The 13,941-nt window shown below is 40.4% G+C and carries 12 protein-coding genes; 5 read left to right on the plus strand and 7 right to left on the minus strand.

Annotation, left to right across the window (positions count from 1 at the left end; all coding sequences use genetic code 11):
• Nucleotides 1-2: 2 nt before the first annotated feature.
• The 6 genes from AC1HJP_RS01630 to AC1HJP_RS01655 all read right to left on the minus strand — a co-directional run bounded on the left by AC1HJP_RS01630 (nucleotide 3) and on the right by AC1HJP_RS01655 (nucleotide 5,702).
• On the minus strand, nucleotides 3-728 hold the full coding sequence (locus AC1HJP_RS01630; protein ID WP_480359916.1) for a TetR/AcrR family transcriptional regulator: 726 nt from the start codon (nucleotides 726-728) through the stop codon (nucleotides 3-5).
• Between the two features lie 392 nt (nucleotides 729-1,120).
• A complete protein-coding gene (locus AC1HJP_RS01635; protein WP_480359917.1) occupies nucleotides 1,121-2,248 on the minus strand; it encodes a serine hydrolase domain-containing protein in 1,128 nt (375 codons plus the stop codon).
• Nucleotides 2,249-2,472: 224 nt separating this feature from the next.
• The gene (locus tag AC1HJP_RS01640) at nucleotides 2,473-2,946 is read right to left on the minus strand and encodes a hypothetical protein (protein ID WP_480359919.1); all 474 of its coding nucleotides are present in this window, start codon (nucleotides 2,944-2,946) and stop codon (nucleotides 2,473-2,475) included.
• Between the two features lie 151 nt (nucleotides 2,947-3,097).
• Entirely contained in the window at nucleotides 3,098-4,492 is a 1,395-nt protein-coding gene (locus AC1HJP_RS01645) for a S41 family peptidase (protein ID WP_480359920.1), read from the minus strand.
• 81 nt (nucleotides 4,493-4,573) lie between these two features.
• Nucleotides 4,574-5,452 (minus strand): helix-turn-helix domain-containing protein, encoded by an 879-nt coding sequence (locus AC1HJP_RS01650; RefSeq protein WP_480359921.1) that lies wholly within the window; start codon nucleotides 5,450-5,452, stop codon nucleotides 4,574-4,576.
• A 106-nt stretch (nucleotides 5,453-5,558) separates the two neighbouring features.
• Nucleotides 5,559-5,702 carry a hypothetical protein gene (locus tag AC1HJP_RS01655; protein ID WP_480359922.1) on the minus strand — a complete coding sequence of 48 codons (144 nt, stop codon included), beginning with the start codon at nucleotides 5,700-5,702 and terminating at the stop codon, nucleotides 5,559-5,561.
• Between the two features lie 178 nt (nucleotides 5,703-5,880).
• Between AC1HJP_RS01655 and AC1HJP_RS01660 the strand changes: the two genes are divergently transcribed.
• From AC1HJP_RS01660 to AC1HJP_RS01680, 5 genes are all read left to right on the plus strand, one after another.
• Entirely contained in the window at nucleotides 5,881-7,695 is a 1,815-nt protein-coding gene (locus tag AC1HJP_RS01660) for a cytochrome-c peroxidase (protein ID WP_480359923.1), read from the plus strand.
• 247 nt (nucleotides 7,696-7,942) lie between these two features.
• The gene (locus AC1HJP_RS01665; RefSeq protein ID WP_480359925.1) at nucleotides 7,943-9,562 is read left to right on the plus strand and encodes a sensor domain-containing diguanylate cyclase; all 1,620 of its coding nucleotides are present in this window, start codon (nucleotides 7,943-7,945) and stop codon (nucleotides 9,560-9,562) included.
• A gap of 380 nt (nucleotides 9,563-9,942) precedes the next feature.
• A complete protein-coding gene (locus AC1HJP_RS01670; RefSeq protein ID WP_480359926.1) occupies nucleotides 9,943-10,356 on the plus strand; it encodes a hypothetical protein in 414 nt (137 codons plus the stop codon).
• Complete coding sequence (locus AC1HJP_RS01675; protein WP_480359927.1) at nucleotides 10,353-11,879, plus strand: LruC domain-containing protein; 1,527 nt, start codon at nucleotides 10,353-10,355, stop codon at nucleotides 11,877-11,879. Before AC1HJP_RS01670 ends, AC1HJP_RS01675 begins: the two co-directional genes overlap by 4 nt.
• A gap of 150 nt (nucleotides 11,880-12,029) precedes the next feature.
• Nucleotides 12,030-12,803: a substrate-binding periplasmic protein gene (locus AC1HJP_RS01680; RefSeq protein ID WP_480359928.1), complete on the plus strand. Its 774-nt coding sequence runs from the start codon at nucleotides 12,030-12,032 to the stop codon at nucleotides 12,801-12,803.
• Between the two features lie 53 nt (nucleotides 12,804-12,856).
• Here AC1HJP_RS01680 and AC1HJP_RS01685 read toward each other — a convergent pair whose 3' ends face one another.
• Nucleotides 12,857-13,909, minus strand: coding sequence for a hypothetical protein (locus tag AC1HJP_RS01685; RefSeq protein WP_480359929.1), 1,053 nt, complete (start codon nucleotides 13,907-13,909; stop codon nucleotides 12,857-12,859).
• Nucleotides 13,910-13,941: the final 32 nt, after the last annotated feature.

The following is a 13,941-nucleotide window of genomic DNA, read 5'->3' on the forward strand; positions in this document are numbered from 1 at the left end:
CCTTAACGTAATTCTAAATTAATAAGTGCTTGCTCAATTCGCTCTAGAGAGTCTGGCGTGATTGGAGACTGCCAGGGGTAACTATTGAGAAGGCGAATTGTGCTGCGAATGATTGGTGCGTTGAAGGCTAAAGGCTCTAGTAGTGAGGCTGTACCCTCGATAATTTGTTGCTGTTGCTTAACGCGCAAAACTTGCTCGTAACCCACGGTCAGTGCCCAGCCGCTGACGATAATTTCTTCAATGACTTCACTTAAATTAGGCACTTCTTTGAGCTCGCCGGCATTGATCCCTTCCATGATGGCAAGCTTGAAACCTTGCTCACATAAATTACAGGCTTCAATCATTTTGCCTGACCACAATGACGAAGCACGTTTGATCACCGCTTCGTTGGTTGCGTAAGACTGCAGCTCATAATCAAACTCAAAACACTGCAGTTTTTTAGGGGCAATCAAGGTGACTGCCAACATTTTCTCTGGGGTAGACAGTGGCAGGTTTAAAACACGCTCGAACACCGATGAGGCATGTCTAAACGATTGAAATGCAAGCGCAAGTACGATGTCTTCTTTACTTTGAACAAACTTATATACAGAGCCCATCGACAAGCCTGCAAGGCGGGCAATCTTTGCCATGGTGAAATCGGTAATTGAGGACTCTTGAATACACTGAACAGCCGCATCAAGGATCATTTCTTGTTGCTGTTCAGGACTAAATTTTGGTGCTGGCGCCATACTTCATATCTCTTAAATCTTTAGAATAACCACATTCGAATGGTATTCGAATGTGGTTATTCTAGTTTTCTTTGGGGTTTTGTCAACCAATGGCTGGCTAGAAAACCCACTTATTTGATTTTAAAAATTGCTTATTAAATAAACTCAGAGAGTTAGCTTAAAGCGATTGAGTGACGCACTTTAAAACCTCGAGTAAGGCTAAGGTCAAGGGCTTTTGTGAAAGTTTTTATGAGTGGTCATATGGATGCTTACTCAAGATGTTTTCGATTGATTTAAAGTATGGAAAGAGAGTTTCAAGAAAACGCACTTAAAAAAAGATTTCGTTTTAATCGGAACAGCTTATTTTGTGTATAAATTGATAACCAACATTCGCAGAGAAGGTAAAGCCAAACTTATGAATTTGGCTTTACGGCTTTTTTAAATGCGATTAAATGGTCAAATACCTGCTCTGAAATGGCTTTTAACTCTTCTTGAGTATTGCCTTTTGCTAAGTTTGTGACGATAAAAATACCAATATTTTGCTTCGGATAAATAGCTAGCCAACTAGACGTGCCCATTGAGCCGCCACTTTGATATAGCATGATTTCATTTGAATTGTCTTGAGTTGTGTTCCAATAAAACGCTGTGCCATGACCCATCCAACTTTGTTCCAAAAGTTGATGAGAAATAGCTACTTCAGGCTCTGAAGATAATTGATGGCGCATATAATGTGTCATGGACTCAAGGTCTGAAGTTAACCCTCCGCCAGCATACCAATATGCACTTGCCAAGGGCATCTGATTGCCGTTTCCATCTGACCCGATTGTAACTTTACTCACCTCAGAATGTGCGCGTCTGAATTTAGTATTCAGCTCTCCAGATTTGCTGGTGATTATGTCAGTAAGAAGTGTTTCAAAGGGTTTTTGATATACTGATTCAACAATATAAGCCGCTAAATTAGTCCCCACGCTTGAATAGACATAGTCCTCGCCAGGTATAGAGCTAAGCGTCACTGCTTTAAGGTCGTTAAAGTAATCGGCTCTGGTGTATTTTGATATTTTTTCAAAATATCTGCCTTGCTCTATATCTTCGCGACTAACAGCAAAACTATATGGTAGACCACTGGTGTGGGTTAGAAGGTGTCGCAAAGTTATATATTGGTTGGAAAGTTCTAAATTTTTGTATTCGAAATTTTTAAGGTATTGGCGAATATCGTTATCAAGCTCAACTTTGCCGTCCTGAATGGCTTTCGCAACAACTAATCCTGTATACGTTTTGGTGATTGAGCCAATTTCGTAAAGTGTTTTATTGTTAGGCGTATCACCATTACTTAAGGTTCCTAAGTGATATTGGTACGTTTTGTCTGCATCTACCACAGAAATTGAGACGACCTGTCCAGCATTTCCATCAATAAATTCAATAAGCTCATCTTTTGTGTTTGCTTCAAAATTTATAGCATCATGACTTTTACACGCAGCCAACACAGAGAATAATGAAGCAACCAATATAGACGGTATGGTGCGGGTTAGTAAGTGGTTCATTGTTTTCCTTTTACAATCATCAAAATCATTCTTTAGACGATAAGTGAGAGTAAAAGGTTTAAATGTTGAATTAATTTAGATGCTTAAGAAAGCCAACGCAGGGCTAGGGTTTGCGTTCAAAGAATGCGAGAGAGGTATTATACGAAAGGTATGCAATAAGACTGAGTGAGCCTGCCTTATTGCATTAGGTATTAAATAAGAAATAGTAGGGCTTTCTTATTCGATTATTTAAGTACAGTTTTCTTTAAAACTTCTGCACTGTCAGTGGTAATAAACTCAACGATTTTGCCATTTTCAATTTTGAAAATACTGACCTTATCATCTTCGCTTGGCAAAAATGCCAGTTCATCATCTTCTTTGGCCAGTACGATGTTGTACTTTTGCTTTTGCATTTTTGGAATTGCAATATAGCTGCTAATAAGCCCCGGCATTCCACTGATGTCAGCGTAGTATTGAACATTGGCTTGTTGTAGCGTTTCGTTAGTTTGACCTGCAAACGCATCGCGCGTTACACGGCTGCTATCCATGTCATGGGCAAGCACTAGCCATTGGGTGCTAGATTTTAGTGAATGCGGTTTATCGAATTGGTCGTTAAGCGTAGGAAGTTTGATGTTATCACCAATCGACAATACTTTTGCGTTTGCAGCAAATGTCAGTAATAAAGTAGAAATAATAACGATTTTTTTGAACAGATGCATAGTGGCATACCTTATAAAGTGATGCGCGATATTCTTAGCTGTTATTAATGAATTGTCTAGCACCTTGTGCAAAGTGAAATGTCAGATAAAGTCGATGAAAAAAGCCAGCATCCTGCTGGCTTTGGTGTGCAGTTAGTGCTTTAGCGATTAACTAAAGCTTGTTTTTTGAAACCGTGATTTCGGCAAGGGTCTCTTTAAGCATATTAATATGCTCTTCGCCTTTGACTTTTGATAGCCCGATATCAATGACGCTTTTAGCTTCGCTAAGTTGGTCCATTTTTGCCAAAGCGCGTGCCCAGTACTCGTATAAAAAGGTTTCTTGCTCGTTAAAAGTCACTGCAATTTCTAACAAGAAAACGGCGTATTTTGGTGAATTTTCCCAGCTGTCATACGCTAGGTTTGCAAGTTCTCTATCTTTGAGGTTAAGTGCATTTAACAGGGCTTTAGTTTGCTTTTGATAGCCTTGTCTTAAATCAGTTAATGATTTTTCTGATTGTTTTATATCACTTAATAGCGCGAGTAGTTTATCGAGTGATTGCTCGCGCTGAGTTTTTAGTGCTTGCCAGCTTTTCTCGACTTCAGTGCTTGCCAGTTCAATGGCTTTGTCGAGTGCTTGATCTTTTTCGGTTGCAACTTGTGGCACGACGCCAACCGTTTCCCAATTGGTTTTGGTGACAGGGTTTATAGCAGCACCCGTTGCGACAAACATTCTAAAGTTATCGTTGATGGTAAACATACCGCCAGGGTTCGCCGCGCCTCGGGTGGTCTCACCGACTAAGGTGGCGCGTTTTCTGGTTTGCATGTTGTAGCTAAATTCTTCTGCCGCAGACGCGGTGCGATTACTGGTTAACACATACAGAGGTACATCTGGCAGTTTGTCACCGGCGACTTCGTCTAAAACGTGGTAGTCGATGGTTTCGTTGTCTTCTCTGTAATATAAGCTGTTTAATAACAGCGGTTCATCGAAGAAGTAGCTACATAAATACTGCACTGTTCTTGGTGAGCCGCCGCCATTTTTACGTAAATCGATAATGATGGCGTCAGTATTTGCCAGTAGCTTCATTGCCGAGTCGATATAGGGTTGGCTTTCAGTTAAACGATAAAAACCACGTAAATCCATATAGCCTATATTATTTTCAAGTACTTTTGCGCCAACCACGCCTTTGTTCTGTGAGCCAAAGCGGGGAGGATTGAGCAAGCTATCGCGCAAACGAGATTCCGCGCCTTTAACTTCTTGATTAACGGGGTTTGCTCTCACTCTTAGGTGACGATCTTGGGCGGTTTCTTCTAACCAAGTCGAGAGTGCTTTGGCAAATTCTTCGCTGTCAGTGTGAGCGGAAAATTCCCCTTGCTCGAAAGCCTGCTTTAACTTTTGATTGGTCGTTGTTGCTACTTTAGGATAAACATAATGCTCAGCCATTAACTCGCTTACTCTGTCGATAACTTGTTGTTTTTCGGCTTTTGAAATAGCTTGGGCAAGCGCTGTTTGGCTGTTTAGGCCAATTAGAAGTGCAATAGAAAGTGCAGTTTTCTTAAATGATGTCATAGTATTTTTTCACAAAGTGTCCTTGTTAAGAAAAACCTACCAAGTTCGCACACGTAAAAATTGTAGAAAAGTAAAGTAAGCTCAAAAAGGGTCGTATTTACCTATGAATCGATTGTTGATTGCTGCTTGAAAACCTTGATTTAAATGTGGCTCTGCCGAGTTTAAATAGCGTTTGGGTGTTTGCCCGAGCAGGCTTTTAAACTCTCTATTTAAATGAGCCTGGTCAAAATAACCGGCGTTGACTGCTGACTCTGTGAGTGTTTGTGCAGCGGATTGGCTGTGCAGTAAAAAGTTGTTTAAACGCCAAATTTTGCAGAGCTCTTTGGGTAATAGGCCAATGTTATCGAGAAAGTGTTGTCTGAGTGTGACTTTACTTATTGAAAACTTCTCACACATGTCGGAAATTTTTATATCGCCTCGGGCATTTAATATGGCGTTGGTCTCAGCTCTTAAGCGCTCAGAGATAACATAGTCATTGGCAATAAATTGGCTATGTAACCAAGGCGTTATTTTATCTATTATTGCCTGCACCTGTATGTTGATGTGGTCTTCATTTAATTGAGTTAACAGCGGTATAACATCGTTTAAGTAGCCTGAATGACTGAGATATTGCGTGATTGACTCTATGGTGTTTTTCACTTCGAGCGATGACATAAACTGCTGCTTTAGAAATGAAAAAGGTTTTAGTCTCACGCCAAAAATCCACTGCGGATGTTTGCTATAGAGTGTGTATGCATTGAGCTGTTGACCAAGTATTGATACGCCAGCGGGGATTTGTTTGATAGATAGTTGATCATCAATTTTTGAAAAACCAATAGGCTGACTGTGTAAAAGTAAATCAAAGACGCCTTGCGGGATAAAAAACGCATGCTCTGAAAGCTTTTGGCACCAAAATACTTCTACCGAATGAGATAACCAAGCTGGGGGCAGAAGCTCGAAGTAGTCCCTTGATTGCACCATTATTTACCTATCACCGCATACATAAAACAGACTCAATCGCTTATGCCATGCTGCCAAACGATAAAATAGTAAGAACAGTGAGTATTGTTTTTAAATCTTGCGCCATTCAATTTCCTTCTGGGCTCATGGCTAATTTAGTTAAGCCAATATAAGGGGTCTTACTGCATTTTAAAATTGATAAATCGTTACGGTATGTGTCATTGAGTTTTAAAACTAATCCTTTTTTATTTTGTATTTTTGTTTCGTTCATATTTTTTCCTTAATTCATATTTAGCCTGACAATTGGGGCACTTATAAGTGGCTTAATAATTCATAACCTCATGAATCTAAATTAAATAATAATAAATATCGAATTTACACAATTAAGGAAACGTGTAATCAAGCACTCAAAAGTTGTTTACAGGAGTAAGCAGCCGAGGAGAAAACACATGTTTGGACAAGGTCACCAAAGCGGTTTAGTTAAACTTTGTTACGCATCTTTGTTTAGCGCCGCACTTTTCGCAAATGCAAGTACGTCAATTGAAACGAGCGCACCGACTGAACTCATCGCCAAAGTACGCACCAGTACTGAAGTGGGTTTAAGTTGGCAAGCACCAGAAGGTGTATCGGGAATACGTGCTTATCGCGTCTTTCGTGATGGTCAGCGTATTGGTCGCACTGCAATGACTTTTTTCGTCGACTCAAAGGCATCACCCGGCGTGGAACACACTTATCATGTTCAAGCAGTGGCGCGTGGCAAGATCACAAGCCTAGCTTCGAATAGCGATACTGTTAAACCCTTAGCGCATGATAATAATGATGGTCTGAGAAATGGCTCGGTGATCCGCATTGGCATCGAAAGACTTAGTGACCATTGCGGCAGCAACGATGTAACAGCGATTGCCGATGATGCTTTAAATGACTGTTTAGACAAAGTCCTTTATAGTGCAGGTATTGCCCCACAATTAGAAAATTTACAGGCGTATGTTGCTCGTTATCGCCGTCAAGAAGATAGAGAGCTTATTGAGTTAGGTAAGCGCTTATTTTTTAGTAAAGCATTAAGCCAGAACCACGATACCTCATGTGCATCATGTCATCATCCTGCTGAAAGCTGTGGTAGTGATGGACTTTCTCTTTCAATAGGTGTGAATGCCGAAAACCCAGATGTAATGGGATTAGGTCGAACCGATGGCAGTACAGTACCTGCGGTGGGCAGAACCTCACCAGCGGTGTGTAACTCAGCGCTTTGGGTTGGCAGTATGTTTTGGGATCAGCGTGTGAAACTCAGACAAGCCAACCGTGATAGTGAAGTGGGGCTTGTTTCAACAGCACCAATTCAAACACCAGAGCTTGATGTAACTCGAGCAATGAGCGAACAAGTTGGTGCAAACGATCCGCTACGTTTATTGATGGCACAAGCACATTTCCCAATTACTGCGGTTGCTGAAATGGGTGACCCAAGTGGGTTTGAATCACCGCAAGCTTATCGCGAATTTATCGCTGCAAGATTGTCGACTCAGTGGAAGCCGCTATTTGAAAAGGCATTTGGTGACGACTCAGTCAGCTTTATGAGAATTGCCCGCGCAATGTCTGCATATCAGGCGTCATTTATGTTTATCGACAACCCTTTCTTTGATTATGTGCAGGGCGAGCACGATAAATTAACGGTGGATGAAAAACGTGGCGCGTTATTTTTCTATACGGGAGCTGGGTGTGCCAATTGCCATGATGGCGCGATGTTCACCCCAGAGCGAACGCGCGGGCCACTTTACCCGCAAATTGGCGCACATGGTGTCGCCGATGGTAATGCGAAAAACCAATTCAGAATGCCAAGTCTGCTTAATATCGGCATAACAGCACCGTATGGAGATAAAGGCGTATTTGCGTCACTAGAACGCGTGATTGAGCACTACTCAGATGTAACAGGCTCTTTAGAAAGGTTTTATGGCGAAAAAGAGACTTGCCAATTGCCTCAATTTAAACACCTTAGTTCAGCTCAATGTGATGAGGTTGTCGGGGAAGCAGATAGGTTTGTACTTGAACTTAATGCGCAAAATAGAGCGGATTCAGATCGCGGTGATGATGCCATTATTCGAGGTTTTAGTTCGCAAGAAGTGCAATTACTAGCTGCATTCTTACGATCATTGACTGATCCAGAAGCCATGGCTGGCAGTAATGAAATTAAGGCGTTGATACCTCCACGAGATGGTGGACCTGATGGTCATCAATTTGATGCTGTCGATAATGAAGGTAATGCGCTTTAAAAGCGCCCACTCCCCCATGATAGTGCATCTGAGCACTAAAGCCGCTGGGCGATACAAGTAAGCAAATACAAGGTGCTCTTTTGAGTAGCTTTTTCTTTTTAGTCTAAAGCAAAAAATTAGATTAAACCTATACTTATACAAATCCTTAAAATAGACCTCCTATTAAAGAGGATTGGTATCAACCTAAGACTCATTAAACGGGAAATCTATTCACTATATGAGAAACCTAATAGCTAGAAGTCTTCGCTTGAAACTATTTCTGCTATTTGCACTTTTGCTAATAGGCTTTTCGTCTGTTCATTTACTGATCCGATACGCTTGGACGATACCTCAGTTCATTGAACTTGAAGTTGAAAACGATAAAAAAGATATTAGAAAGCTCGGTTCGGCATTTTCTAGAATTCAAAGTGAAATGCAGAGACTGATATATGATAATGCAGTCTGGGATGAGATGATCCGCGTGATTAAAGGGCGGGATCTGGCGTTTTTAGAAGAGAATTATCATATCCCAGAGTCATTAGCTTCACTCAATCTTAATGGTATGCATTTTTATGACGTATCGGGTGAACCGGTGAGTCATTTTGCTTTGGAAAATAATGGCTCGGTTATCTTAGACTCCGTTTTCCAAACCGCCAATTCAACCCAAAAACGACAGTTTTTAATTGTAAAAGAACCAGAGATCCCAGCAGCAAAAGAAGCACAATTTAGGTCGGGGATCATCCAAGGTAAGCAACATCCAGTGTTATTTGTTAGCGGTAGCATAGTCCCATCTACTGGGGTGGGTGATGTGGTTGGTACCATGTTGGTTTGGACTTATTTGGATGAAAAGGTCAGTCAGCAACTCAGCGATTTAATGCAGCGCCAAATAACGCTCTTTGAGTATTCAGCTTTACCGCAAGGTAAGTCCGTTATTCCGTTCGATAAGTACCAAGATTACCCTCAAATTCGTTCATCTGAGCAGAAAATATATATTTCTTTTAATGATGTAAATGGCAAGGCAAGTACTGTAATGGCCTACGCAAAGCCTAAGCGGATGTTCGATGATAACTTAATTGAATATTCTATGGGGATTGCGCTGTTAAGTTCTATTTTAATCTTAGCTTTAATCTATTTGCTGATTAATAAAATGGTGATTATTCCTTTAACATCTTTGCGAGAAACTGTTGTAAAGGTAATTGATCAAGGTAATTATTCGCAGGCAACAAATATACAAAGGCAAGATGAAATAGGTCGCTTAGCAAGTCTCATAGATGGCTTGTTTGCCACCGTAAACTCTCAACAGACGATTTTGGTTGAAGCGAATAAAAAATTGCAAAAATTGAGTGATACCGATGAGCTGACAAACATCGCTAACCGGCGCTCTTTGATGCACTTTTTGGAGATGATAGAACAACAACGTGAGTTGTCATTGTTTCCTGTGAGTATGATCATGCTCGATATTGATCACTTCAAAACTTATAACGATTTTTATGGGCACCAAGCCGGCGATACAGTTATTTGCCAAGTGGCAGAGGTATTGTCGAGAAATACGCGTTCAAATATGGATTTAGTTGCTCGTTATGGCGGCGAAGAGTTTACGGTTGTGCTCACACAAGTCAGCAAAGAAGAAGCTTTATTAGTCGCGAATAAACTCAAGCAAGCAATTTACGATTTAAAAATTAATCATCAAAAGTCGCAGACGGCAGAATATATCTCATCATCATTAGGATTGACGAGTTGTGAACAAGCAGATGACTTTGATATTGAGCAACTATTCAGAGTTGCAGACTCAGCTTTGTATAAAGCAAAAGAAGCTGGGCGAAACTCAGTCATAAGTAAACCCTATCAGCTTTCGACTACCTTAAATAAGCAAGCAAGGCGTTATTAAGTTTGTAGTTGAGTGGTGTATGAATATAGTGATTTTAAAAACTGTTTTATGTGTTTATTGGCTTATAGCAACTCTAAACCACTTTTAATTATTTCTAAGGACAAAACCTGTCGCTAACTGCACTGAGCGTTTTCACTTTAAATAACCAAGTAGTTAAAACGTCACCTAATATCGGTAAGCATTTTTATCTCAAAGCTAGGCCACTTAATTCTGTGAATTGGGGTTACGCGTTCAGTTCTATTTCTATCCCATGATTTGCAATATGCAACTCAGAACGAAAAACTACACTTTTTAAGGTTTTATGGTAATTGATTTATAAGGTTTTTTTATTGGTATAAAAGTTGGTTCTCTAGAGTATCAATCTCTTTGGAGAAACGCTGATGAAACGCATACTTACCATTTCCGTACTATCATTCCTACTTTCTGCCTGTGGTGGCGGGGGAGCAGATGAAACTTCGCCTGTGAAGACTACGCAAACACCAAGTAGTGATACGTCTTCGACTCAAACACAACCGCAATCAAATAAGCTAATTGACAGCAAAGCCGCTGATAATGCGCAATTTTCGCAATTTAAATCACAAAATATGAATATCGATATTTCAGGGCTTGGCTTTGAAGCGAAAACGGTTTTTCTGAAAATTTATACACTGGATAATAAAACCTTATTTTTAGGAAAAGTGCCAAATTCACCAAATTTTGAGTTTTATCTACCAAACGATGTAAGCAAAGTTAAATACGATGTGTTTTCGACTGTTAAAACCGACCCACAAATCACGAAGGAGTACGAGCTATGAAAACATCAATTTTAGCGTGTACTTTGTTGGTTGTGAGCACTTCTGGTTATGCGGCTGAAAGTATCATGTTTAAAGATACGATTAATAAAGGCGTTGGTGAAATCGACTTATTTGCACCTCACTCTAGTAGTTACTTCAAAGACAGATTAACTGGGGCCATGCTTGAAGAGTACAAGCAGCAAAATAGCAATGCTTTGGTATTTGCTGTGGATGTGAATGAAGCCGCTAATGGTACAGAGAAAGCTAGTACCCAAGGCGTCACCGTTGAAAGTGCAGTGCTTACATTTGATATGGGTTCTGAGGTTGTAACTTGTAATGTTTTCACAACTAACACAGGTGCTATGTTAGCAAAAGCAGGGACAACGACACGTCAAGAATATTACACCTTAATTGGTGCAACGGGCAGTAGCCATATTACTCCAAGTACTGACAGTGATATTTATGGCAGTGATTTTGGCGGCACTATGCGCATGCCAATAGACGAGTCATCATGTACTGGTAGCAGCTTAGATTTAAGCAATGCGCAATCGGCGACTTTATCTATTCGCTTTCTTGAAGTGAATGAAAGTTTAGGCGATCCTGAAGCGTTTTATGATTTTTCAAATGGTCCAGAGGACCTAGCGATTTTAAGTGCCAATGACGTGTCTTACTTAGAGTATGCGCAACCGGGGGTTGACGAAGCACCATTGGTGATCGCACAAAGCCAAGTTGTTGAGCCGGTTGATAGTTGGTTGTTCTATCCAACCAGTGACAGTTTTTTCGTTGTGAGCTATGAAGATCAGTACCCTAACTTAGGTGATTATGACTTTAATGATCTTCTGGTGGGATACAGAGTTGGTTTTGGCTTCAAAAATAACGAACAAAGTGGTGAACTTGAAGTGGTTTCTATCATCACCACAGGTTATATGATAGCCCGAGGCGCAAGCTATGATCATGATTGGTACTTACATATTCCAATTAATGAATCGGTATCTGGTAGCTTAACAATGAACTTGTTCAAAGAAGACAGTGTCGAGCAAGTAAATGGTTTTCCTGTTACTACACAGGTAAATGATGCGCTTGATGTGAAGGTATTAGCTAACAGCAAATCACTGATGCATATCAGTAATCAGGCTTTTGTGAATACTTTGAGTGATGTCGAGAAAATTAAAGGCAAGAAGTTTTCATTCACCTTTAATTTAGATACACCTTTTCCTGCAAGCGCTTTAGGTCAACCACCTTATGACCCTTACCTACATGTGCTTAACACAGGTCAAGAAATTCATTTGCCAGGACAAGTCACTCGAATTGCAAGTTCAGCAAATTTTGGTGACACCAGCAATTTTAAAGATGAAAATAATTATCCGTATGCACTGATTTTCCCAGATGATTTTTACCCACCTTTAGAGGGCGTTGATATTGGCGATGCATACAGCGATTACTTAAATTATACGCAGAGTCCAGATCAAACAAACGAGACCTGGTATATGGCACCCGATACCAATAAGACAAAGAACATAGGAAAGGCATTCTGGAAGTGGTGAAATAAGGCGCGAAAGCGCCTTTTCTTTTGGTTCTTGCAGTAGTTATTGAGAAAGTGTTGGTTTTTAGAATTATTTTCAGATTTTTTTGCTATGTTCTAGATTCCATTTTTTGTTCTAAGCTAATAACAGAGTCATTAAAAGGATAGTTTTGTGCGTGTTTTATTACTGCTTACTTTGTTATTGAGTGGGGCTTGTTATGCTAAGCAACTCACCATAGCAATAGGGGGGTATCCCCCATTTTCTGGTAAAAAGCTTGAACAACAAGGCATTGTGCCACGTATTATTCGAGCTGCATTTGCTTCTGAAGGGCATACGGTCAAGTTTGAATTCATGCCTTGGGGAAGAAGTTTCAAAGCTGCCAAAGGTGGGCGCTATGATGCCGCTGCTTATTGGTTTTGCACCCCAAAAAGAAAGCAAGAATTTTATTGTTCTGAGCCACTTTACTATGAAGCCACTTACTTTTATTTCAATAAACGAAAACCACTCGAAACCTGGTCATCGTTAGAAGATCTGCAAGGTTTTAATATTGGTGCAACCAAAGGATACAGTTATACCGCTCAGTTTTGGCAGCTTGCGAAGCAAAAAAAACTTAAAGTTGATTCGGTGACCTCAGATTTACAAAATCTAAAAAAGCTTGTGAAAGGCAGAATAGATCTGTTCCCTATGGCAACCATTCCTGCAAGTCACCTAATCAAACAGCACTTTAGTCGTGAAGAAGCACAACAAATCTCATTTAATAGCAAGCCCCTTCTGATCCAAAGTAGTCATTTGTTATTTTTGAGAAAAAATGCAAACTCAGAACATTTACTGGCATCATTTAATCGTGGTCTTGCAAATATTAAACGTACGGGGCTGTATGAGGTTATTCTAAATTCAGCTGGGCCAGTCGAAGCATCATCTAACCGATACATATTTTTAAAATAGATGATACTTCGAGTTTCTGGCTTCAAATTAGCTTATCACTGACGTTTCAGGCACTACCAATAATAATCTAAAGTTAAGTACCAAGCGGCAAAGTCACCTTTGTTGATTCGCATGTCCCGGTCAAACCAAGCATCTTGGTTAAGATACTCTAAATAGATCCAGCCAGGGCCATAGTTATATCTTACCCCTGGTGCCCAAGCACTAACTGTCGAATCTAGGCCACCTAAAGTGTCAGACTTTGCAAACGTTGCATCTATCAAAAACGTCCAATCACCCATTTGATAACTCAATTCGGCATTGTATCTGGTGTTTTTAATCTCTTGAGGTAAGTTGTTGGCAGTGAAATAGGCATTCGGGAGCTGACGTTCACCATCGATATAACTGAGTTTTAACCCCCAACTTTCAAAGTTACCTAAGTAGTAAGCTGTCATCGCTTGGTGTTCACCATCAGTTTGCTTATTGCCCGTTAAAAACTCTTCGAGCTCTGCGGTTTGGGCTGAAACCCCTAAGGTATGTGAATCCGAAATATGCCACTGGAAATCACCAACTAGCGTATTCAGCTTTCTATATGTTTGGCGGCTTCCCCAGTGCCTGTTATCGTCGGTGCTGTCAGTTGACGTGCTTCGCCAATCATCTCTTGGATAATAAGCAATTTGAATCGCGGTATTATTAAAGTTGCCTTGATACTTTAAGCCAACGTCCATTTGGTCGCCATAAGCAGCCAAAAATATATCACCGGGCCAAAAATTGGCAGTTTTCCAAGCAAATGGCAACTGGCTTTTACCAATAATTAGCTTGTGAGCCTCACTAAAGTCATAGCTAACCCAGGCTTTATGCAAAACATAATCAGAACCTGTAGTGTTGTTCTCTGGGTCTGAGAATCCTCCAGGACCAAGTCTAAGTTCAGCGGAATAATGCCAAGGGCTGGTTTTATCTTCTTTTTTATCTAAATAAAAAATAAGCGCTTGATCGCCTAAATTGGTGTCATAGCTGTTTTCATCATAGCTGTAATTTATCCAAAAGCCGCCGGCATATCCCACTTCAGCAGTTACATTTGCTGATAGAGCAATACAGGGTGCTAATAGTAAATAAGAGAGTCGACGCATAATATGTCCTAAAAATACAACTACATTGCACT

Source organism: Pseudoalteromonas sp. NFXS53 (genome assembly GCF_056629255.1).